The 21,266-nt window shown below is 67.9% G+C and carries 20 protein-coding genes and 1 tRNA gene; 5 read left to right on the top strand and 16 right to left on the bottom strand.

Going from position 1 to position 21,266, the window contains the following annotated elements:
- The first annotated feature begins 38 nt into the window (after nucleotides 1-38).
- The 3 genes from bcp (at nucleotide 39) to ACQ260_RS05505 (ending at nucleotide 1,189) form a co-directional block, all read left to right on the top strand.
- Nucleotides 39-518: a thioredoxin-dependent thiol peroxidase gene (bcp, locus tag ACQ260_RS05495; RefSeq protein ID WP_432558413.1), complete on the top strand. Its 480-nt coding sequence runs from the start codon at nucleotides 39-41 to the stop codon at nucleotides 516-518.
- Between the two features lie 63 nt (nucleotides 519-581).
- A tRNA-Leu gene (locus tag ACQ260_RS05500) sits at nucleotides 582-663 on the top strand.
- A gap of 37 nt (nucleotides 664-700) precedes the next feature.
- The gene (locus tag ACQ260_RS05505) at nucleotides 701-1,189 is read left to right on the top strand and encodes a GNAT family N-acetyltransferase (protein ID WP_432558414.1); all 489 of its coding nucleotides are present in this window, start codon (nucleotides 701-703) and stop codon (nucleotides 1,187-1,189) included.
- On the opposite strand, the gene ACQ260_RS05510 is transcribed toward ACQ260_RS05505, so the two are convergent.
- The 11 genes from ACQ260_RS05510 to clpS form a co-directional block, all read right to left on the bottom strand.
- Nucleotides 1,176-1,676 carry a dihydrofolate reductase gene (locus tag ACQ260_RS05510; RefSeq protein WP_432558415.1) on the bottom strand — a complete coding sequence of 167 codons (501 nt, stop codon included), beginning with the start codon at nucleotides 1,674-1,676 and terminating at the stop codon, nucleotides 1,176-1,178. The two genes, ACQ260_RS05505 and ACQ260_RS05510, sit on opposite strands and share 14 nt — an antisense overlap.
- On the bottom strand, nucleotides 1,673-2,494 hold the full coding sequence (locus ACQ260_RS05515; protein WP_432558416.1) for a thymidylate synthase: 822 nt from the start codon (nucleotides 2,492-2,494) through the stop codon (nucleotides 1,673-1,675). Before ACQ260_RS05515 ends, ACQ260_RS05510 begins: the two co-directional genes overlap by 4 nt.
- Nucleotides 2,491-3,117, bottom strand: coding sequence for an RdgB/HAM1 family non-canonical purine NTP pyrophosphatase (gene rdgB, locus ACQ260_RS05520; protein WP_432558417.1), 627 nt, complete (start codon nucleotides 3,115-3,117; stop codon nucleotides 2,491-2,493). The genes ACQ260_RS05515 and rdgB overlap by 4 nt, the downstream gene beginning before the upstream one ends.
- A complete protein-coding gene (gene rph / locus ACQ260_RS05525; RefSeq protein ID WP_432558418.1) occupies nucleotides 3,114-3,833 on the bottom strand; it encodes a ribonuclease PH in 720 nt (239 codons plus the stop codon). The genes rdgB and rph overlap by 4 nt, the downstream gene beginning before the upstream one ends.
- Nucleotides 3,834-3,843: 10 nt before the next feature.
- Entirely contained in the window at nucleotides 3,844-4,590 is a 747-nt protein-coding gene (locus tag ACQ260_RS05530) for an MBL fold metallo-hydrolase (RefSeq protein WP_432558419.1), read from the bottom strand.
- A 99-nt stretch (nucleotides 4,591-4,689) separates the two neighbouring features.
- On the bottom strand, nucleotides 4,690-7,062 hold the full coding sequence (locus ACQ260_RS05535; RefSeq protein WP_432558420.1) for a TIR domain-containing protein: 2,373 nt from the start codon (nucleotides 7,060-7,062) through the stop codon (nucleotides 4,690-4,692).
- Between the two features lie 100 nt (nucleotides 7,063-7,162).
- The gene (murI, locus tag ACQ260_RS05540; RefSeq protein WP_432558421.1) at nucleotides 7,163-7,999 is read right to left on the bottom strand and encodes a glutamate racemase; all 837 of its coding nucleotides are present in this window, start codon (nucleotides 7,997-7,999) and stop codon (nucleotides 7,163-7,165) included.
- A gap of 447 nt (nucleotides 8,000-8,446) precedes the next feature.
- On the bottom strand, nucleotides 8,447-10,420 hold the full coding sequence (gene feoB / locus ACQ260_RS05545) for a ferrous iron transport protein B (RefSeq protein WP_432558422.1): 1,974 nt from the start codon (nucleotides 10,418-10,420) through the stop codon (nucleotides 8,447-8,449).
- A complete protein-coding gene (locus ACQ260_RS05550) occupies nucleotides 10,417-10,701 on the bottom strand; it encodes a FeoA family protein (protein WP_432558423.1) in 285 nt (94 codons plus the stop codon). The genes feoB and ACQ260_RS05550 overlap by 4 nt, the downstream gene beginning before the upstream one ends.
- 187 nt (nucleotides 10,702-10,888) lie before the next feature.
- The gene (locus ACQ260_RS05555; RefSeq protein ID WP_432558424.1) at nucleotides 10,889-11,467 is read right to left on the bottom strand and encodes a DUF2017 family protein; all 579 of its coding nucleotides are present in this window, start codon (nucleotides 11,465-11,467) and stop codon (nucleotides 10,889-10,891) included.
- Between the two features lie 2 nt (nucleotides 11,468-11,469).
- Nucleotides 11,470-11,781, bottom strand: coding sequence for an ATP-dependent Clp protease adapter ClpS (gene clpS / locus ACQ260_RS05560; RefSeq protein ID WP_432558425.1), 312 nt, complete (start codon nucleotides 11,779-11,781; stop codon nucleotides 11,470-11,472).
- 196 nt (nucleotides 11,782-11,977) lie between these two features.
- Here clpS and ACQ260_RS05565 point away from each other — a divergent pair, with 196 nt between their 5' ends.
- A complete protein-coding gene (locus ACQ260_RS05565; RefSeq protein WP_432558849.1) occupies nucleotides 11,978-13,243 on the top strand; it encodes a nicotinate phosphoribosyltransferase in 1,266 nt (421 codons plus the stop codon).
- Entirely contained in the window at nucleotides 13,243-13,929 is a 687-nt protein-coding gene (locus ACQ260_RS05570) for an isochorismatase family protein (RefSeq protein WP_432558426.1), read from the top strand. The genes ACQ260_RS05565 and ACQ260_RS05570 overlap by 1 nt, the downstream gene beginning before the upstream one ends.
- Nucleotides 13,930-13,940: 11 nt before the next feature.
- On the opposite strand, the gene ACQ260_RS05575 is transcribed toward ACQ260_RS05570, so the two are convergent.
- From ACQ260_RS05575 to ACQ260_RS05595, 5 genes are all read right to left on the bottom strand, one after another.
- Nucleotides 13,941-14,660 (bottom strand): helix-turn-helix domain-containing protein, encoded by a 720-nt coding sequence (locus ACQ260_RS05575; protein ID WP_432558427.1) that lies wholly within the window; start codon nucleotides 14,658-14,660, stop codon nucleotides 13,941-13,943.
- Between the two features lie 243 nt (nucleotides 14,661-14,903).
- The gene (locus ACQ260_RS05580; RefSeq protein ID WP_432558428.1) at nucleotides 14,904-15,539 is read right to left on the bottom strand and encodes an alpha-ketoglutarate-dependent dioxygenase AlkB; all 636 of its coding nucleotides are present in this window, start codon (nucleotides 15,537-15,539) and stop codon (nucleotides 14,904-14,906) included.
- A gap of 7 nt (nucleotides 15,540-15,546) precedes the next feature.
- A complete protein-coding gene (gene malQ, locus ACQ260_RS05585) occupies nucleotides 15,547-17,685 on the bottom strand; it encodes a 4-alpha-glucanotransferase (protein ID WP_432558429.1) in 2,139 nt (712 codons plus the stop codon).
- Nucleotides 17,669-19,495, bottom strand: coding sequence for a hypothetical protein (locus ACQ260_RS05590; RefSeq protein ID WP_432558430.1), 1,827 nt, complete (start codon nucleotides 19,493-19,495; stop codon nucleotides 17,669-17,671). Before ACQ260_RS05590 ends, malQ begins: the two co-directional genes overlap by 17 nt.
- Nucleotides 19,492-21,234 (bottom strand): outer membrane protein assembly factor BamB family protein, encoded by a 1,743-nt coding sequence (locus ACQ260_RS05595; protein ID WP_432558431.1) that lies wholly within the window; start codon nucleotides 21,232-21,234, stop codon nucleotides 19,492-19,494. The genes ACQ260_RS05590 and ACQ260_RS05595 overlap by 4 nt, the downstream gene beginning before the upstream one ends.
- Nucleotides 21,235-21,266: the final 32 nt, after the last annotated feature.

Below are 21,266 nucleotides of genomic sequence, written 5' to 3' on the forward strand. Positions count from 1 at the left end.
GCACCGGTCGTCCGCCACCAGCGGGCTAGGGTGTGGCCATGACGACCCGATTGGCAGCCGGCGATCCGGCACCCGCGTTCAGCCTGCCCGACGCCGAAGGCAAGACCGTCTCCCTGTCCGACTTCGCCGGTCTGCGTGTGGTCGTCTATTTCTATCCGGCCGCCATGACACCCGGATGCACCACCCAGGCCGTCGATTTCACGGCTGCGGACGCCGAGTTCACCGGTGCCGGCGTCGAGGTGCTCGGCATTTCCCCCGACGCGGAGGCCAAGCTGGCACGTTTCGTCGCGAAGGAATCGATCAGCTTCCCCCTGCTGTCCGACGCTGATCGTTCGGTGATGAAGGCCTATGGCGCGTTCGGCCTGAAGAAGCTCTACGGCAAGGAAGTCGAAGGAGTTATCCGGTCGACGTTCGTGATCGATGTCGACGAGTCGGGTGCCGGCACGGTCGCCATCGCTCAATACAACGTCAAGGCCACCGGCCACGTCGCCCGCTTGCGCCGCGAGCTGGGCATTTGACCTAGTCCAGCGCTCAACCACCCGAGAACGAGATGCCAGCCCGCGGCATACACTGGAGCGCAGGCCGAAGTGGTGGAACTGGCAGACACGCAGGATTTAGGTTCCTGTGCGCGTGCGCGTGAGGGTTCGAGTCCCTTCTTCGGCACGCCGAGCGCCCGCCCCCACGAGCAGGAGGAGAACAAGTGGAGATCGTCAAGACGCGCGATGCCTCAGCGGCTGATCGCGCGGCGCACATCTGGGCCCATGCGACCGCCAAACGCGACGAGAACGTCGCGAGTTCCGACGACTATGCAGCGGCGATCCCGCTGATCCAGGACACGCTCGACACCTCAGAGCGCTCCTTTTTGCTGACGCTGGTGCAGAACGAGGAGATGCTCGTCTTCGTCGCCGTCCAGCCGGCTCGCGAGGCCGAGGACGACACTGTGGGCGAGATGCGTTATATGGGTGTCGCTCCCGGGCACTGGGGCGAAGGCTGGGCCCGACGCATCCTTGTCGCCGTGCCCGGCGCGATGCGCGACAGCGGCTTCGACACCGGCGAGCTGTGGGTCTATGCGGACAACATCCGCGCGATCTTCGTCTATGAGGCCATGGGCTGGCAGGGCACCAATCAGACGCGGCGCCACCCGATCACGGACCGCGTCGAGCAGAAGTTCATCCTCAAGCTCGCCTGATCCGCTCATAGCGCACCCACGAGAACCCCTCGCGGTCCTCCGTCTCGACCATCCGCCATTGCGCGGGATCGATCTCCGGAAAGGTCGCGTCGCCGGGCGGAGACTGCTCCACGTGGGTGATCTCGAGCGCGGTCGTGCGCGGCCACGCCTGACGATAGATCTCGCCACCGCCGAACACCCAGACTGGTTTTCCGGTCTCGAGGGCGGCGTCGAGGGCGGCGTCCACGTCGCCGAAGGTGCGTACGCCAAGCGCCTGCCACTCGGGATTGCGTGTCACGACGAACGAGTCCCGCCCGGGCAGCGGGCGCCCGATCGAGTCGAACGTCTTGCGACCCATTACCAGCACACCGCCCATCGTGAGCTGCTTCAGCCGGGCGAAATCGCCGTCGAGGCGCCAGGGGATCGTGTTGTCCACACCGATGACACCGTTCGCGGCGACGGCGGCGATGGCGGTGATCGTCGGTGGCAGGGTGCGTTGCTGGGTCATACGGCAATCGGGGCCTTGATGCCGGGATGCGGATCGTAGCCCTCCACCGCGATGTCCTCGAACCCGAACTCGTCGAGACTCTGAACCAATGGGTTCAGGGTCAGACGCGGGAGTGCCCGGGGCTCGCGGGCGAGTTGCGTGCGGACCTGCTCGACGTGGTTCAGATAGACATGCGCATCGCCCAGCGTGTGGACGAAATCGCCCACGCCGAGCCCACAGATCTGGGCGACCATGTGCGTCAACAACGCGTACGACGCAATGTTGAACGGCACGCCCAAGAACAGGTCCGCGGACCGCTGATAGAGCTGGCACGACAGGCGCGCGCGCTGATCAGCCGCGTCGGCCGGCGCCGGGGCCACATAGAACTGGAACATGGCATGGCAAGGCGGGAGGGCCATCTTGTCCAACTCGCCCACATTCCAGGCGCTCACGATGTGCCGCCGGGAGTCGGGATTCGCGCGGATCGACTCCACTACCTGCTGGATCTGGTCGATGTGGCGACCGTCGGGTGTGGGCCAGGAACGCCATTGCACGCCGTAGACGGGGCCCAGTTCACCGGCCGCGTCCGCCCACTCGTCCCAGATCGTCACCTTGTTCTCCTGCAGCCAACCCACGTTCGAGTCGCCGCGCAGGAACCACAGCAGCTCACCGATCACCGAGCGCAGATGGACCTTCTTGGTGGTCACCAGCGGAAAGCCCGCCTGCAGGTCGAACCGCATTTGGTGCCCGAAGACGCTGATCGTCCCCGTCCCCGTCCGGTCGGTCTTCGTCACCCCCGTCGTGAGCACGTGGTCGAGCAGATCGAGATATTGCTTCATCGTGCCGTCCCCCGCATCGCCGCGATGAGCAGGGGCGCCATCGCCCGGATCGCTCGGCCACGGTGACTGATCGCATCCTTCTCCTCCGGCGCCATTTCGGCGGTGGTGCGGTCGTGGCCGTCGGGAAGGAAGATGGGGTCGTATCCGAACCCGTTCTCCCCCCTCGCCCACATCGTCAGCCGGCCCTCGACCGCGCCGTGCGCCACCTCGGTCCGACCGTCCGGGAGCGCCAGCGCCAGGACGCACTCGAAGCGTGCGCCGCGCCGGTCATTGGGCACGTCGGCCAGTTGGCGCAGGACGAGCGCCAAGTTCTCGGCGTCGGTCGAGCCGGGCCCGGCCCAGCGCGCCGAGCGTACGCCCGGCATCCCGCCCAACGCGGGCACCGTCAGACCCGAGTCGTCCGCCAGCGCGGGCAGTCCGGTCGCGGCAACACAGGCGCGTGCCTTGAGCACAGCGTTGCCCTCGAACGTGGACTCGGTTTCCGCTGGTTCGGGATAGTCCGCGACGTCGTCCAGCCCGAGCACCTCGATGCCCTCGGCCGCGAGCACGCGGCGCAGTTCGGTGAGCTTCTTCGCGTTGCGGGTCGCAAGCACCACGGTGCCCGCCGGTGGCGTCGTCGTCATGAGGCGAGCGCCTCGCGTTGCAGCACGTCGAGGTCCGCGCATCCCTTCGCGGCGAGATCCAGGAGTTGGTCCATGACCGAACGGTCGAACGGCGCCTGTTCCGCGGTTCCCTGCACCTCGATGAACCGGCCGTCCCCCGACATCACGACGTTCATGTCGGTGTCGGCGGTGGAGTCCTCCGCGTACGCAAGGTCGAGCATCGGCACCCCGCCCACGATGCCCACGGACACGGCCTGCACCGATCCCGTCAGGGGCTCCGACACGAGCAGGTCCCGCTGGCGCAAATAGCTCACCGCATCGCTGAGCGCCACATAGGCGCCGGTGATCGCCGCGGTCCGCGTCCCCCCATCGGCCTGCAACACATCGCAGTCGAGCACGATCGTGTTCTCCCCGAGCGCCTGATAGTCGATGACGGCGCGCAGGCTGCGACCGATGAGCCGGGAGATCTCGTGAGTACGCCCACCAATGCGGCCCTTCACCGATTCACGGTCCGACCGGTCATGGGTGGCGCGGGGCAACATGGCGTACTCCGCCGTCACCCACCCCAGCCCCGATCCCCGCCGCCAACGGGGCACTCCCTCGGTGACCGACGCCGCGACCAAAATGCGCGTGAGGCCGAACTCGACCAACACCGATCCCTCCGCATGGTCGAGCCAGTTGCGCGTGAACCGCACATCTCGCAGCTGGTCAAGTGCCCGTCCATCGCCTCGCGTCATGGGGCGCACTTTAGTCGAGTGTGACGGAGAGTCCTGGGTATGCCATCTGGAGCTCCCCGCCGAAGTGGGGTCGGGCCTCGGCGAACACGTCCGCCACCTCGTGCCACGGCGGCACGTGCGTGATCACCAGTCGGGGAACTCCCGCAGCGGCCGCATGCTCGGCGGCCTGGCGTCCCGACAGGTGGAGGTCGGGCGGCAGGTCCTCGGCGTGCAGGAACGACGCCTCGGCAAGCAGCAGATCCGCGCCCCTGGCGAACTCGATCAGGCCCGGATTGGGCCCGGTATCCCCGGAATAGACCAGCGATCGCCCACCCGCCTCGAGCCGGATCGACCAAGCCGGCGCCGAATGCGGAGCCGGAATCAGACGGACCGTGAACGGGCCGACCTGCTGGGTCTCCTCCCAGGCCACGAAATCCACGGCCCAGTCGGTCGGAGTCCCGGGCACCGGCTCGTTCGCGCGACTCATGCGCTCCTGCGTATCCGGCGGGCCATAAACCGGAATCCGACGCCAGGGCGCGCTCGCCGAATAGAGCGCCGCCACGTTGAAGGCACAAAGGTCCAGACAGTGGTCCGGATGGAGGTGGCTGAAGGCGATCGCGTGCACGTCGCTCACGGCGATATGTCGCCACAGCCCACCGAAGCTGCCGGGCCCCATGTCGAGCACGAGATTGAAACCGTCGTGGCGGACCAGATAGCAGCTCGCCGGGGACTTGGGCCCGGACGCCGAGCCGGAGCAGCCGATGATCGTGAGTTCCACGAGCCTCACGCTAACGGGTCCGGATGACATCGATCGGGTCCTCACCTTCTGACCCGCCCCACGGGTCAGAAGGTGAGCGCCAACTTCACGAAAGAACGGCTAACGACAGATCTGAGGTCGGGCCATGCCAGGCGCCCATCGCTCCCAATCCTCGTCGCTCATCGGACTGGATCCCACGAGTTGCGAGCAGACTTTGCGAACAACCTCGTTCTTGTCGACGGCGAACACGCGAATCGACTGTCCAGCCCATTTCGGGTCCGGGCTGGTGACGGAATAGATCGTTGCCCCGTTGGCAGAGATTTGCGTAAGAGTCTGCAACTCCCCACGAGAGTTGGCAGCTGGATCCCACTCGTTGAAGGTGAACATCGGCGCACCGCCTTCGCCCAGGACGTGCACTACCCCAGTAGCATCCGGCGGACCAAGACGTTGTGGTCCTGCATCGACAGACCTCGCCGGGGTGAAATGTGCACTTGCTGACGATGGCAGTTCGACGCCGTCCGGCGCATACCACCCCACAGGATTCCCCCCGAAATCCAGAACAGCGAACGCGGTGGAATCCTCGGCCCAGGCAATGCCCTGGTCAAAGGTCGCCAGTCGAATATTCAAGCGCACTGTGTTGGCGGTCTCCCCGTCGATCAAAAAGACCTCTGATCTCTCTTCCATCCCCGTCCAGACGAGCGCATGGCGCCCGTCAGGGCTGACCGCCATCCGTCTCCCAATGAGACCTTCGGGTTGGGGAAGCGGCGCATCCGACGCTGCCCCTCCCCGGAAGGGCACTCCGACATTCCAGATGGCAACTTGGCGCCCTGCGGCAACGACCAACCCCCCGCCGTCCCCACGCAGCGCCAAGGCGGTCGCGTCGCCCAGCCCGTTAAGGACCCGATAATCGGTCGGCTCTGCATCCCAAGGGCTGCTGGCGGGATCCGTCACGGCGCGAGTCTCTGAGAAGTAGATATCCCTGCCACCTGCCGTGGCAATAAAGGCGCCCTTATCGCTGATCGTGTAGAGGGCATGGATGCCGGGCCCAACCGTGGCTCTCATCCGAACGTCCCCGGGCTCAGAGGCGCTGTAGACATTGGCGACAGGGGCCGATCCCATCCGATGCACGAAATTCTCACCGTCCGGGGAGATGACGGGATAGCCGTAGTTGTAGTTGACCGCCCAGTCCTGCTGCGCGACCACCTTGCCCGAAGCCGCGTCCACCCGCAGCCATCCGCCCCCTGCCAACATGGCAATCGAGCTGTCATCAGCGCTGAACGCGCACTGGTCGAAGAACGGCACCGGCAACGAAAGAGCAACACGTCTCTGGGTATTCAAATCCATCACCTCCCCACCCAGAACGACTTGGTCGCCGGAGTGGGCAACACATCCGGCGCCTTCACCCTGCAGTTGTTTCTCTGGGCCGAGCACCACGGTGCGCAAGGCGCTGCTGGCAGCCACGACGATGCCGTCGTTGCTGGCGGAGAGGAATGTCACCGATTCTCCGCTGGAGCCGATCTCAACGAGCTGTTGTTGCGTCGCGTCCCAACGGAGGACCCTGCCATCGTCAAGACCGACGACAGGCCCGGACGCGGCTGGATAGACGACTGCTGTCACCTGCCCAGGGGCATCGAATGAGCCTCCGCTCTGGGGCTGCGCACCCGTCTCCGGTTGCCCGAACCAGGTTGCGTACAACGCTGCCAGCGAGTCCGGATTCTCATCCAAACCAACTGCGTTGACCGCCAGTTGAAGGGCGCGCACGTCGTTGTCGGGCGAGGTGAGCCGCGCGGCGGCAGCAAGAGATCGCGACGTCGCGGCGCGTGCTTGACTCCGCGCCTCGAGAGCCTGTGTGTACGCGGTTCCGGCAAGCGCCAAGCTGACCACCAGCAACCCGATCAGGCCTGCCAACCCACCCCGGAAGAGCCGCTTGTTGCGCCTCACAGTGCGGTCGTTCGCGGCCACCGCATCAGTGCGGTCAAGTCCGTGAATCGGACAGAACACCTCAAGGACGCAATCCGTCATGCGTGGGTCTGATTCGGGAGCAGTCGCCGCGTCGAACCACGTGAAATCGACCCAACGTGGCTCATCCTGCAGCCGGCGTAGTGCGGGAGGAATGACGGAATCGCCGGAGAAGTTGTCACCTGTCCAGGCATCGTCACCCGCGGCGTGGACGAGAATCAGTGTTTCGGGTTCCCTGTTCTCCAGCCACCACTGAATCTCTTCGTTCACCCACTGTGAGTTGGCGGCAGCAGGAGTCAGCAGGACCGCCAAGAATCGGGACTTCGATAGAGCTGCGAGGATCGCAGCTTTCAGAGAAGGCGCCGCAACCAAGGCCTTGTCGTCGAGGAAGACACGGGTGCTGAACGGCTGACTCCACTTCTTGTTGAACTTCTCCAGGCCCCGCTTGAGTGCGAGCGCCTGCTTGGTAGACGCCTTGCGCGCGTACGAGATGAAGACGTCATATCGATGATCGGCAGCAGCCAGTTGAGACATGGGGACCCTTGGTTCTGATTCGAACTAGCCGCGAGGACCGCGCGACACAGCACCAGAGGTTAACGCCGGTTCGGACAACCACAGTGCGAGGGCTAACCCCTCAGCTGAACTGCTCGACGTCCGCGACCAGATCGCCGATCAGCCGGCGCCCGATCCCCTCGAACCGTTCGGGATTGCCGGTGGTGAGAAACCGCCGACGGCCTTGCTGCCGGCGATGGCCGTTCGCAGCCCTCGGCGTGTGGAGGAGATCGAGGGCGGTGAGGCGGGCATACGTGGCCTTCGCGCACTCGTCCGCGCTCGACACGAGCGTCACAGAGTCGCCGAGCAGATAGGACAGGGGGCCGGTCAGCAGCGGATAGTGCGTGCAACCGAGGATCAGCGTGTCGATGTCGGCGGCCTGCAGAGGCGCAAGATATTCCCGCGCAACCCCCAGCAGTTCGGGCCCGCCGGTGATCCCGTCCTCGACGAACTCGACGAACCGCGGGCAGGCCTGGGTCTTCAGGTGGATCTGCGGCGCGGCGATGAACGCGTCGTCGTAGGACCGCGATGTGGCGGTGGCCTCAGTGCAGATGACGCCGACCTGTCCGGTGCGGGTAGCACCGACCGTCCGCCGGGCCGCCGGCAGAATCACATCGATGACCGGCACCGAATAGCGTTCCCGGGCGTCGCGGAGCACCGCCGAGGACGCCGAGTTGCAGGCGATGACGAGCGCTTTCACCCCGAGGTCAACGAGGTGGTCGAGGCATTCCAGGGCATATTCCCGGACCTCGGCGATCGTCTTCTCGCCATAGGGGGCCCGCGCGGTGTCCCCGAGATAGATGATGTCCTCTTCGGGCAACTGGTCGACCACCGCGCGCAGCACGGTCAGACCGCCGAACCCGGAGTCGAAGATCCCGATCGGGGCGTCGCGGTCCGGCTTCACTTGGTCAGGGGTCACAGTCGCTCATTGTGCCGCGTGCATCGCGTTCGGCACAGCCGCGTGTCATTCCCGCGAGCCCTCACCGATCCCGCAGCCGCAGTGTGACCAGCACAGGTCCGCGGCGACCGCTGGAGGGGCTTGCGGAGCCGCACCCCGGCGTACCATCCGCACTCCCCGACGCACACCCACCGCATCCGCCGGACGGACATCCCGTGCTCAGCTCCCCCGCCTCGAGTCGACCCATCGCGACGAGGCGATCGACCGCCAACCGGACCAGGTCGGGAGGCAGACCCGTCCGGCTGCCTACCTCGGCCAGAGTCACCGCACCCCCGGCGAACGCGGCCAGGACAGCGCGCAGCGGACCGGCGGATCCGGCCTGTCGGGCACGGTCTGCCTGTCGGGCACGGTCTGCCTGTCGGGCATGGTCCGCCGGGTGGAGTGGGTCAGGAGGATCGGCTCTGCGACTCACAGGAACAACCGTCCGATCTGGAAGACGGCCACCGCCATGATCCACGCGACCACGAGCTGGATGACCACTCCGATCGCCGTCCAGCGACCACCGATCTCACGCCGCTGGGCGGCGAGGGTGGCGATGCAGGGCGTGTACGCGAGCAGGAACACCATGAACGCTGCCACCGCCGGCAGCACGTGCCCACCGGACGAGATGGCGAACGCCTGCGTGATCTGCTCTCCGAGGGCCACCGTGCTGCCTGTGGTGTTGGGGTCAGTGACCGCGTACGTCTGCGCCCACGAGCTGATCACCGCCTCCTTGGCGACGAACCCGACCACCAGAGCCGACACGGTCTGCCACTGTCCGAAGCCGGCGGGTTCGAAGATCGGGGCGATGGCCCGGGACAGGACGCCGTAGACGCTGTCGACCACGGGTACCTCGGCGAACCCGGCGCCGGGCACGGCCGGGATCGACTGAAGGAACCACACGACCACGACCGTGGCGACGATGATTCCGGACGCGGTGCGGAGGAACCCCTGCAGCCGCTGCCAACTGACGGCGGCGGTGAGGCGGAGGGTGGGACGTTGGTACGGCGGCAGGTCGATCACCAACGGGTCCTGGCCCAGTGTCCGGATGAGCGTCTTTCGGAGAAGCAGGCCGACACCGATGACGAACACGATGGAGAGGACATACATGGCGAAGACCGCGGTGCCCGCGTACTTCCCGAAGAAGATCGTTCCCAGCATCACGAACACGGTCAGGCGTGCGCTGCAGGCCGTGAACGGCACCAGGAGGCTGGTCAGCAACCGTTGCCTGGCCTGAGGCAGGATCCGGGTGGCGCTGATGGCCGGCACATTGCAGCCGAAACCGACCACGAGCGGCAGGAACGCCCGGCCGGGCAGACCGATGGAGCGCATCAGCCGGTCGGTGACGACGGCGGCGCGGGCGAGGTACCCCGAATCCTCGAGCATCGCCAACAACACGAACATCAGCGCCATCAGGGGCACGAACGTCATCAGCATGCCGACGCCCGCGATGATGCCGTCGACCACAAGCCCCTCCACCCAACTATCGCTCAGCCCCACAGCCGCGAAACCCGCCGAGGCGGCCGTGGACACGGGGCCACTGAACAGCGTGTCGAGGCCGTCCTGCAGCGGCGCTGCGACCGTGGTGGTGATCTGGAAGACCACCCACATGACGGCAAGGAAGACCAAGGGGCCCAGGACGGGGGCCGTGACGACGCGGTCGATCCGATCGGACCAGCTGGCGCGGGTGTGGCCACTGTCGTGGGTGCCGGCCGTGACGGCCCGCTCCAGCCAGCCGAACCTCTCGTCCTCGATCGCGAGGTCGTCGACGGGGTCGGGTCGGATGACGGTACGCGGAGCAGGCACGGGCCCAGCCAGCGTGCGGCGCACCACCGCGGTGAGTTCGGCGAGCCCGGAGCGACGGCGTGGATCCACGGCGACAACGGGACAACCGAGTGCCTCGCCCAGAGCATCGGCGTCGATCGCGATGCCGCGGTGCCTGGCGACATCCACCATCGTGAGCGCCACGACCACCCGCACGGCAGCTTCCCGCAGCTGGGTGACCAGATAGAGGCTGCGGGCGAGGTGCGCGGCGTCGGTCGCGACGATCACGACATCCGGCGCCTCCCCGGCCGGCACGTCCAGGATCAGCGCACGGGTCAACGCTTCATCGGGGGAGCTGGGATCGAGGCTGTAGGCGCCGGGCAGGTCGATCAACGTGCATGCCAGTTCCCGCCACGCGCCGCGTGCGACCTCGACGGTCGTGCCCGGCCAGTTGCCCACGGTGACCTTGGCGCCGGTGAGCCCGTTGAACAGGGTGGACTTGCCGACGTTCGGCGTACCCGCCAAAGCCACCACCGGCGCCCCCGGCCCGGCACCGCCTCCGGTGCCCGGCGCATGGCAGCTCGGAACAGCCGCGGGGCCGTTGAGCGCCAAGGGTCGATTCGTGTGATGCTCGCTCACCGGGATACCTCGCCGGCAGGGATGGCGCGGTCGCTACCGTCCACGCGGATCGCGCGCAGGATCGTCCGATCGAGCACCAAGCGAGACCCCGCGACGGAGATCACCCGCCCACCACCGCTGACGCCGTGCAGCACCTCTATCGGTGCACCGGGGCGCAAACCCAACGCTCCGAGGCGTTTCGCGAGCAGGGGTTCGGTGCGTACCTCCAACACCGCAAGGCGCACCCGCTGCGGTGCGGTGGCCAAGTTGAGCCGGCCAGGCTCGTCGTTGATTTCCGGCACCTGATCAGCATATGCCCGAGAACTAAGGCTTACCTAACTGATGGGGAGTCAGACGCGTCACACTGGCTTCGGCAGGTGAACTCGAGCCCTCACCCTTTGACCCGCCCGACGGGTCAAGAGGTGAGCGCGCGGACCCTGCTCATGCGGACCTGCTCATACGGACCATGCTCATGCGGACCCTGCTCGTTCAGTCGCCCAGCCCGGGTTCGCGGAGTTCGATGATGATGCCCTGGATGTACGCCAGCCAGTCCATCACCGCCCCCATCATCACCCGCGGGTCGTCATCGGGCAGACGATGCATCTCCTCGACCGCCTCCTCGTCGTCCAAACCGAGCCGGGTCGCCAGCACGAGCCGCAAAGCGTTGAGAGTCTTGAGCCACGGATCGACGTCGTCCTCGACGATGCGCACCGGCAGACCGTTGGCGAGACATCGTCGCACGACCCGTGCGTCGTCGAGCTTCCGGCGACGGTGGTCGCCCTCTGCATAGCGGCGGTAGTCCGACGCCGCCTGGGCATCGTGCGGATACGGGTTCGGGAACAGCCGTTGCATGGCCGGGTCCGACACCTCGTCGTCGTCCACCTCCGCGGGCGCAGCCAGTTCCGCTTCCCAGCGCGCGAACGGATCGTCAGCCGCCGGCGCAGACGTCTCGGGCTGGCCCTCGCAGAGGAGTTCGATGAGTCGGTCGGCCAGAGAGTCGAGCAACTCGATGTCGTTGTTGGTGAGATAGAGAGTCACGGTCTCACCGTCGTACGCATAGCGCGCCATGGTCACTCCGCTCTGTCGAGGGTGGCCCACAGACCGTACTGGTGCATCGCGTTGCAGTCCCGCTCCATCTCTTCACGGCTTCCGGAAGCCACCACGGCCTTGCCCTCGTTGTGGACCTGGAGCATGAGTCGACGCGCCTTGGCCTTGGGATAGTGAAAATAGGTCACAAAGACATGGGTTACGTAAACCTGGGTATTGACCGGGTCGTCCCACACGATCGTCACCCACGGATTCTGGGCGACGGTCTCCTCGGCGGGGCGCTCCGCCACGGCGGTCCCGCTGTTGGGGACCGGCCCTCCAGGTGTCTCGGACATAGGGTCCATTCTGACAAAGGTGTGCCGGACTTCCACTCACGCCCGCAGTCCAGCCGAAGCGCGGCGCCCTTTCCGTCGGCCGGCACCCCTGCAGGGCTCCGTGGCATCCCGTTAGGCTGACCTGGTGACTGCCTCGACGCCCAGCACCGCACATCTGCCTTCGACGGCATTGTTGACCGATCACTATGAGCTGACCATGGTCCGGGCCGCCTTGGGGGCCGGCACCGCGTTCCGGCGCTCGGTGTTCGACCTGTTCCCGCGCCGCCTCCCGGAAGGACGGCGCTATGGCGTGGTCGCCGGCGTGGGGCGCGCACTCGACGCGATCGAGGCCTTCCGCTTCGACCAAGCCGAATTGGACTTCCTGCACGAGCACCAGATCATCGATGACCGACTCGGCCAGTGGCTCGCGGATTACCGCTTCGGCGGTGACATTTGGGGCTATCCCGAAGGCGAGATCTATTTCCCCGGCTCCCCGCTGATGATCGTGGAGGGCACGTTCGCGGAGTGCGTCGTGCTGGAAACGGTGCTGCTGTCGATCTACAACTACGACTCCGCCGTTGCGTCCGCTGCCTCCCGGATGGTGGCGATGGCACAAGGCCGGCCCTGCATCGAGATGGGTTCGCGCCGCACCAACGAGGAGTCCGCGGTCGCCGCTGCCCGCGCGGCCTATGTGGCGGGCTTCGGATCGACGTCGAACCTCGAGGCGGGCCGCCGCTACGGCGTACCCACCGCCGGCACCGCCGCCCACTCCTTCACCCTGCTGCACGACAGCGAGGAGCACGCGTTCCGCGCGCAGCTGGACACGCTCGGTGACGACACCACCCTCCTGGTCGACACCTACGACGTGGAGGAGGCGGTGCGGACCGGCGTCCGCCTCACCGAAGGGCGCCTCGGCGCGGTCCGCCTCGATTCTGGCGATCTGCCGGAGATGTCGCGGATGGTACGCCAGCTCCTCGACTCACTCGGCGCCACCGAAACCCGCATCATCGTCACCTCTGATCTGGATGAATGGCAGCTGGCCGCCTTGGCGGGCGCGCCGGTCGACGGTTACGGCGTCGGCACCTCGCTCGTCACGGGGTCGGGGCACCCGACGAGCGGGTTCGTTTACAAGCTCGTGTCCCGCGCCGACTCCGACGCCGAGGACGCCGCGATGGTCCCGGTCGCCAAGAAGTCGAAGAACAAGGCCACCGTGGGCGGCCGCAAGTTCGCGCTCCGCAGGCTCGACGACAAGGACATCGCGGAGGCTGAGGTGATCGGGGTCGGCACTCCACCGAAGGGCGACCACAACGATCGGCCGCTGCTCGTTCCCATGGTCACCAAGGGTGAGATCGTCGGGCGCACCACGCTGGCCGAGGCTCGGGAACGGCACGCGCAGTCGTTCGCGGAGCTTCCGCTGGCGGCCCGAAAGATGTCGCGCGGCGAAGCACTCATTCGCACCATCTATCTCGATGAGGATGACTGATGTCCGATTCACAGGCAGCCAAGCACGCGCTGATCGTCGTCGACGTTCAGAACGACTTCTGTGAGGGTGGCTCACTGGCGGTCGCCGGTGGCGCTGCAACGGCGGCGCGGATCTCCGAACTGCTGGGCGGGCGCACCGGGGTCGGCGACCCTGACTACGACTTCGTCGTGGCCACCCGTGACCATCACATCGATCCGGGCCCGCACTTCGCCGAGGCACCCGACTTCGTCGACACGTGGCCGGCCCATTGCGTGGCGGGGACTCCGGGCGCCGATTTCCACCCTGCGCTGGAGTTCCGCGATTTCGACGCGGTGTTCTTCAAGGGCCAGCACGAGGCCGCGTACTCCGGCTTCGAAGGAGCCACCACCGCCGGCCAACCCTTGGCCGACTGGCTGCGGACCAACGACGTCGACACCGTCGACATCTGCGGAATCGCTACGGACCACTGCGTCCGGGCCACGGCACTGGACGCGGCGGAGGCAGGGCTGCGCACAACGGTGCTGCTGGGCCTCACAGCCGCCGTCTCACCCGAACGCGTCCCGGACATCCAAGTGCTGTTCAGCGAGCGCGGCATCGCGACCGAGGGCGTCCTGCCGTCGGGCACCCAAGCCGAGACAACCATCGACGAACTGGCCACCGACGAGACGGGCACCAACGAGGCGGGCACCGAGGCCAAACCGGACTGATTCGGCCCGATTCAGTTCAGAAGAAACGAGAGCTCTGCTGCGACATCGGTCCAGGCGACCGGCTCGGTGCCGCCGGGCTCGAACAGCGCGGGTTCACACTTGCAGTCGCAGGACACCAAACATCCGGCGACCTCGAAACAGCCGACCAGGCATTCGCACTCCCATGTGTCGGGGTCTGGCTCCCCACGGGCGATCATGGCCGCTTTCAAGCGCTCCGCGAACTGCCGGTTTCGTTCCTCGTTGCCACGTTGCCACTCCGCAAGGTGCTCCCGAATGTGCGCCTCGGTGGGGTGGTCGTCGGGAACCATCCCCGTGTGCCGCCGCGACCAGTCCCGCGCATCCCGCCCCCATGCCCTGCGATCCGTCACCTTGCGCCCGTGACAGAACGGGAGCGGCGGCTCGAAGGTCACGTCCAGGTGAGCGGGGCGACGCCTGCCGGCGGCATCGCGCACGCCGTCCGGCCGCATCGGCGGCACCGGTTCGGTCTCGTCGACATCCTGCACGGTGAGGACCCAGTCGGCCATGGCCATCATCTGGGCGAAAACACTGATCGACGGCTCGCATGCACCGGTCTCCCAACGGGCGATCGTGGATTGGGACACCCCGATGCGCTCCGCCAGTTCGATCTGGCTCAGGTCGAGCGCTCGGCGCAAACGCCGGATGAAGCCGGGCACGTCGAAAGCCGGCGCGGGGGTCTCGGTCACGGGCGGACGAACGGCGGTCTGTGTCATGGAACAACCGTTTCAGACAGGTCCGACATTCTTGGCGTTCATCTGACTCGGGAGTTCGGCGCCTCGGACCGTCGGCCACGGCTTCAGGTATGGGGGCACGCGTCCTCGTGTTTTGACCCGTCCGACGGGTCAGATCGCGAGGACCGATGCACACCCCCATAGGAGGCCGATGCACACCTCCAGAGGCCGGCGCGATTCTTCACCGGGACCGGGATGAGGTTCGGGATGAGGTTGTTGATCGCGTCAGCGTACGCCGCGCGCTCGGAACTGGACGCTGATGCGCGGGCCCACCGGACGCGTGGTCTTGGGCACCGCGTGCTCCCAAGTCCGCTGGCAGGAGCCGCCCATGACGATGAGGTCACCATGGCCGGCGGCAAAGCGATGCCGTGCCGCGCCGCCACCCCGGGGACGCAGAGCAAGCGTCCGCTCGGACCCCAGGGAGAGGATGGCGACGACGGTGTCCTCGGTCTTGCCCCGCCCCAGGGTGTCGCCGTGCCACGCCACGGAATCGGTGCCGCCGCGATAGAGGCACAGTCCCGCGCTGGTCAGTGGTTCACCCATCTCGTCCTCGTAGTGGTCAGAAACCAGCCGACGCGCCCGAACCAGCATCGGGTCCGGGAGCCGCTCACCAGTGTCGTAGTGACAGGTAAGACGGGGGACGTCGACCTGACGGGAATACATCCACCGGCGCTCCGCGACCCACGGCACGTGTTCGAGCAGACGGTCGAACAACGCCTCGGACCCGGTGAGCCAACCGGGCAGATGATCGACCCACGCGCTGGAAGACAGCCACGTCCGCCGGATGTTCGCAACCGACGAGAAACCGACCGCCGGATCTGGCAGCGCAAAGTCGAGCAACGATGCCTGATATTCGATCACATGTTCACTATAGACCGCTGTTCATCTCGCCACACAACCGCGCCGCACGCGCCGAGGTGAAAACCTCCTCCAGCAGCAACGGGTTGCCATCGGAGTCGGTGAGAGGGACGCGCCAGTTGGGGTATTCGTCCACGGTGCCCGGCTGATTCTGCGTTCGCCGGTCGCCGACCGCATCCACGAGCGAGAGATTGAGCATGCGGGAAGGCGTGCGTACCAGATAGCGATGCAGCGCCACCAGCACCTGGTCGGGAGTCGGCTCGACACCCTCCTCCAGCAGGTCGAGCTCGCGCAGCTTGCTCAGCCACGATTCCCGCTCGGCGCGGTCGTGCGCCAACTCGTTCTCCAACGATTCCGTCAACAGACCCAGGCGATGCCGAAGCCGCACGTGGTCACCGGCGAGATAGCCCAGGGTCGGCGGGAGGTCATGAGTCGTGACAGAGGCGAGGCACAACTCGCGCCAGTCCTGCGGCTCGAGCGGCCGACCGCCCGGCACGTTCCAGTCCTGTTCGAACCAGAGCACCGAGGTGCCCAGGATCCCTCGTTGGGTGAGATAGCGGCGCACCCAGGGTTCGACCGTCCCCAGGTCCTCGCCCACCACGACCGCTCCGGCGCGACTCGCCTCGAGCGCGAGAATGCCGATGGTCGCCTCGTGGTCATAGCCGACATAGGTACCTTCGGTCGCCGGCCGCCCCCGCGGCACCCACCAGAGCCGGAAGAGCCCGATGATGTGATCGACACGGATGCCGCCGGCGTGACGCAGGATGGCGGCGAGCATCGTGCGCAGTGGCATGTAGGCCGTCTCCGCCAAGCGATCCGGGCGCAGCGGCGGCTGCCCCCAGTCCTGACCGAGCTGGGTGAACTGATCGGGCGGCGCCCCGACGCTGACGTCCTTGGCGAACACCGACCCGAGCGACCAGGCATCGGCCCCCGCAGGGTTCACGCCCACCGCCAGATCATGCACGATTCCGATCTCCATCCCGGCCTCGTTCGCCGCCGCCTGGGCGCTGCGGAACTGCTCATCGAGGCACCACTGCAGCCAGCAGTGATAGTCGATCTCGGCGTCGTTCTCGGCGCGGAAGCGGGCTACTGCGGGGCTGGCCGGGTCACGATATTCCTCCGGCCACTCCCGCCAGTCCCGGCCGAGCGCCATCGTGAGCACGTTCCAGGTGGCGAAGCGGGTGAGCCCCTCCCCCTCGGCCGCGCAATAGGCGCGGAAGGCAATGTCCCGACCGGGCGTGCGACCCGCTGCGTGAATGGCCCGCAACGCGGACTCCTTGGCGGTCCAACTGCGGTTGCGGTCAATGGTGTCCGTCGCGCCGACCGCGTCGACCAACTCCGTGTGCAGGAGCCGGATGCGGGCGAGTTCGGAGGTGGGGAGTTCGGCGTACTCCGGGATTCTCTCCACCCGCAGATAGAGCGGATTGAAGAAACGACGGCTGGTCGGAAGATAGGGCGATGGCTCGAGCGGCACCTCGGCTTCGGCGGCGTGCATGGGGTTGACGAGGACATATCCTGCGCCGTGCTCGGCAGCCGACCACACCGCTAGATCGGTGAGGTCCGCGAGGTCACCGACGCCCCACGAGTTGCGGGACCGAACGCTGTAGAGCTGCGTCGCCAACCCCCACGTCGACCGCTCCCCCATGCTCGTCGACAGCCCGACGAAATCCGGGGTCACGATGAGGGTGGTCGCGGCGGCCGTGTCCTCGGACTCGGCGCGGATCGTGTGATAGCCGAGCGGCAGGTCCGCCGGGAGCACGAAGCTGGCCTGCCCGGTCCAGCGCCCGTCGACGTCGCGGTCGGGTTCCCAGTTGTCGATCTGCGCGGCCGGGACGGTGGTGCCGGTCTCGAGGTCGGCCCAGACGCGTACGCCGGCCCCACCCCGCACGTGCACCACGAACTGCGCCGACCGACCCTCCCGGCTCACCACACACGGCGGCAACATCCGCCGCCAGGACGCGAGGCGCCGATCCTCGAGCGCAGCGGCGATCTCCTCTGGAGTGTCCGCTTTCACGTCCATCGCCGCCAGCACCGCACGGAGGGACTCGGCGGACACCGTGGTGTCACGACCCTTCCAATCGGTGAAGCGGGACGACACGCCGTAGGCGGCGGCGAGTTCGATCAGGTCGGCATCAGGAAGGGTTCTCACGGATCACTGTCTTCTCATCGGGCGGCGACTCCCGCAGCGTACCCCTCCCGACCCGCCGGGGCGGCGCCTCCAACCCGATTGTGGACACGAGCCCCAGCACGATCGCACCGAGCACCAGGGGTGCACCGATGAGGTTGACGCCGAGCATGGCCATCGATTCGACGTCCACCGGCGGGTCCTCCTGACGCGTGAGCGCGAGATGGGCGAGGACGAGCGTGCCGAGCAGGGCGTTGGCGGCGAAGAACAACACGCGACTCGGCAACGGGAACCAGCGGCTGTCCCCCCGGGTGAACCCGGCGTCGGTCAGCACCCGCCAGACGAGGCCGATCAGGAGCACGGCGAGGCCGGAGACCCCGGCGGCCAGCGACCCGGGTTCGGCCAGCAGCTCGCGTCGGCCGACCAGCGCACTGAGCACCAGCGCCAGCAAGGCGATCCAGAGCTGGCGCTCCACCCCACGCCGGCGCACGACGGCCACCACGACCGCGACGAGGCTCACCCCGACCGCGAGCGCGACGACAGGTTGCAGGCTCCACGAGACCGAGAGCCGTCCGTCGCTGACCGGCCGCGCCGCGCCCAGCGCGGTCATCGTCACGAAGGACACCAGCAGGACGGGGGCCACCCGCTCCCCCAACCGCCGGGCACGCACGAGCCACAGCACGGCCACGACGCACACCATCAGGCGCCACACGCCGAACAGCTGCTCGCTGTTCGCGGCTGCCTGGACGACGCGGAACAGCGCGGGCTGCCCCAACAGATTCAGCACGGCCGACCCCACGATGAGGATGGCGAGCGGAATGATGACGGCGATCCACAGGACGGCGATCCACCAGCCGTACTTCTCCCAGGCATACGCCGTCGGTTCCCGCGGCGGCTCCCCGGGGCGCCGGCGGAGCATCAGCCAACACCAGCCGAGGCTGACCGCCACGACCAGCGCCGAGGCCCACCAGGCGTCGGCCCGGAAGTCCCACGCCTGGTTTCGGAGGCCCTGACCCACGTCGAACACCAGGACGGCGAGCCCGACGACCACCCCGCCCCCGACGACGCGGCGCCGCCAGCGGCTGCCCGCGGTCTCCACGCCGATGCGGTTCACGAGCCACTCGCCGAGGGTGACGGCGACCTCGGCCGGGGCGTACCCCGCCATCACCAACACCGGCGCCGCCAGCGTGCTGACGACGCTCATCAGCAACGCCAGGTACAACGGACGCAGGTCCGCCCCGGCCCCGAAGGGGGCTGTGGCGAGCGGCACGTACAACCCCAACGCCACCAGGGACAGCACCACCGGGAACTCGAACCAGGCGAACCGCCGTCTCGCACGGACGATGAAGAACACGATCAGCCCGACGACGCACAGCACGGCCCAGACTGCGGCTGCGTTGGCGCCGACGGCGGGGAAGACGAACGTGAAGGAGACATAGAGCAGCACGACAACCCTGATCACGGGATGCGCGTGCAGCGCCGCCGTCAGGCCGAGCGCGAGCACGAGCACGACCGACCACAGCAGGACCATCGTCGCCCAGGCCGGATAGGTGTCACCGTTCGTGTGCACGAGCGGGTCGCTCGCCCGGATCTGTGCCGAGGCGAGGATGAGCACCGCGCAGACCACATAGGCGAGGCCGGCGAGCACGGCGATCGTGCGCAGCCCCCGCGGCCAGGCACGCCAGCGGGGGCTGCCGCCGACGATGGGCTCCCAGAACACCTTGGCGGCGGTGTCGCGGATGATTTCAAGGGAGGTACGCCACCACGTCGGCGCCCGTCCCGTCGGCGGATCGGGCTGCGGCTGCAGCATCCCGGCCGGCTGTGGCGCGGTCATCGCCGCCACCGGACGACGTTGCCGAGCCCGTCGGCGGCCAGGAGACCATCCGGGGTTCGACTGAGGAACACGCTCGCGGTGGCCGGGTCGATGGCCAAGGGGCGGCGTTCGACCAGCGCGCCGTGGGCGTCGACCACGACGAGTTCGTCCACGCTCGCCACCACGACGTGGTCGGCCCCGGCCAGACTCGTGTGTCCGGTGAAAGGCAGACTCCACGCCAAACGCCAGTCCTCGGTCGAGCCACCCTGCGCCACCCCGAGGATCCGGGTCGTGGACCGGGCCACGATCGTGTCACCGACCCGGTGCAGCTCCTCCGCCTGGTCTGGCAACGACAGCGTCGTCAGGAGGGCACCCGACGCGGCGTCGAGGACAAAGAGCCTGTTGCCGTCGTCCCCCACGAACGCCAGCTCGTCGAACTGGGCGAGCCCGGTGATGTCATCGGGGAGGTCGCGCTCCCAGCGTGATCGGCCGGTGGTCGGATCGAGGAGGCGTACTCCACCGTCCCCCGCCACCAGCACCCCCGCCGGGCCGACCGCAGGCGGCTGCACACTCACGACCGGCCCGGCCGACCAGGTGACCCGGCCGTCGCGACAGGAGACCGCGTGGAGCTCGCCGTCCTTGGTCGCGACGAGGAATCGGTCGCCCATCCGGGTCGGCGGGCTGCCCACGACATCGGCGAACTCGGACGTCCACAACCACCGCCCCGCGCCGTCGTGGGCAACCAGCCGACGCCGGCTCGTCGCGACCGCCAGGACCTCACCGCACCATGCAGTGCTCAGGATGTCGCCGCCCACGCTGACCCACGGCCCCGGGCGGTAGGTCGCGCCCGCACCCTCTGCCCACACGATGTTGCCGGTCTGAGTGTTGGCGGTCACGAGGCGGTCGTCGATCAGTTGCGGAGCGCCCGCGGGCGGGACCAGCGTGACGAGTCCACCGCGCTCGAAGGTCAGAGGTTCGGGCTGCAGGCCGGTGAGCGGCCCGGCCGCGACGTCGGTCAGGTCGAGGTCGGGCCGCGGGTCCGCACCCTCAGGCCACTCCGGCACGAGACTCCAGGTCGCCTCAGCCGCCGGCCCGGCGGCTGGTTCCACCGGCAGGGTGAGCGAGACGACACCCCGGTCCGGGCAGCGCGTACGGCTCGTCACCCGCTCCGCGGCCGTGCCGATCCGGTCGGTGCGTCGGAACTCCAGGCACCCCGGACCGGTGGACGCGGCGTCGAAGACTTGGAGCGTGGAGGAGTACGGCACCGTCCCCCGCTCGTTGCTCGCCGTGCCCGTCGTGGTCTCCTGCTGGCCGGCCCGGGGATCGGCCGGAACCTCGAGCCGGCCGGGGGTGAACGTGTGTTGCTCGGGCCACATCGCGGTCCAGGTGCGCAGACCGTCGCGATCCAACCGCAAAAGGTGGGGGTGGCTGCCCTGCCCGTCGTCCTCGCTCTCGACCAGCCAGGCTCCGGCGCTGCCGTGGTCAGGTTCGTCGACAGTGGCGCGGACGAACTCCGGGGGTCCGTCGACGAACGGCCGGATGCCCGGCTGGTGGCTGGTCCAGCGGACCTGCGTGGAGCGGGGCCCGGTGAGGATGGCGCGGGTGCCGTCCGCGGCGACGTACTGTTCAGCCCCCGACATCGGCACGTTCCGCGGTGGTCGGCTGCCGGCCGCCGCCAGTGCGGTCATGGCGAAAAAGACCGCGACGATGACGCCGGCGATCAACCAGCCGGGCGGGCCTGTTCCTGCAGGGTCGTGCACACGAGCACCGTAGCCAGCGGCAGGGCCCTCTC

The organism is Ammonicoccus luteus (assembly GCF_050880385.1).
Classification (GTDB): Bacteria; Actinomycetota; Actinomycetes; order Propionibacteriales; family Propionibacteriaceae; genus Enemella.

Coding starts and splice junctions, on each gene's coding strand:
- bcp (WP_432558413.1), top strand. CDS start 39: ATGACGACCCGATTGGCAGCCGGCGATCCGGCACCCGCGTTCAGCCTG.
- ACQ260_RS05510 (WP_432558415.1), bottom strand. CDS start 1,676: ATGACCCAGCAACGCACCCTGCCACCGACGATCACCGCCATCGCCGCC.
- ACQ260_RS05515 (WP_432558416.1), bottom strand. CDS start 2,494: ATGAAGCAATATCTCGATCTGCTCGACCACGTGCTCACGACGGGGGTG.
- rdgB (WP_432558417.1), bottom strand. CDS start 3,117: ATGACGACGACGCCACCGGCGGGCACCGTGGTGCTTGCGACCCGCAAC.
- rph (WP_432558418.1), bottom strand. CDS start 3,833: ATGACGCGAGGCGATGGACGGGCACTTGACCAGCTGCGAGATGTGCGG.
- ACQ260_RS05535 (WP_432558420.1), bottom strand. CDS start 7,062: ATGTCTCAACTGGCTGCTGCCGATCATCGATATGACGTCTTCATCTCG.
- ACQ260_RS05555 (WP_432558424.1), bottom strand. CDS start 11,467: ATGGCGCGCTATGCGTACGACGGTGAGACCGTGACTCTCTATCTCACC.
- clpS (WP_432558425.1), bottom strand. CDS start 11,781: ATGTCCGAGACACCTGGAGGGCCGGTCCCCAACAGCGGGACCGCCGTG.
- ACQ260_RS05565 (WP_432558849.1), top strand. CDS start 11,978: ATGGTCCGGGCCGCCTTGGGGGCCGGCACCGCGTTCCGGCGCTCGGTG.
- ACQ260_RS05570 (WP_432558426.1), top strand. CDS start 13,243: ATGTCCGATTCACAGGCAGCCAAGCACGCGCTGATCGTCGTCGACGTT.
- ACQ260_RS05575 (WP_432558427.1), bottom strand. CDS start 14,660: ATGACACAGACCGCCGTTCGTCCGCCCGTGACCGAGACCCCCGCGCCG.
- ACQ260_RS05590 (WP_432558430.1), bottom strand. CDS start 19,495: ATGACCGCGCCACAGCCGGCCGGGATGCTGCAGCCGCAGCCCGATCCG.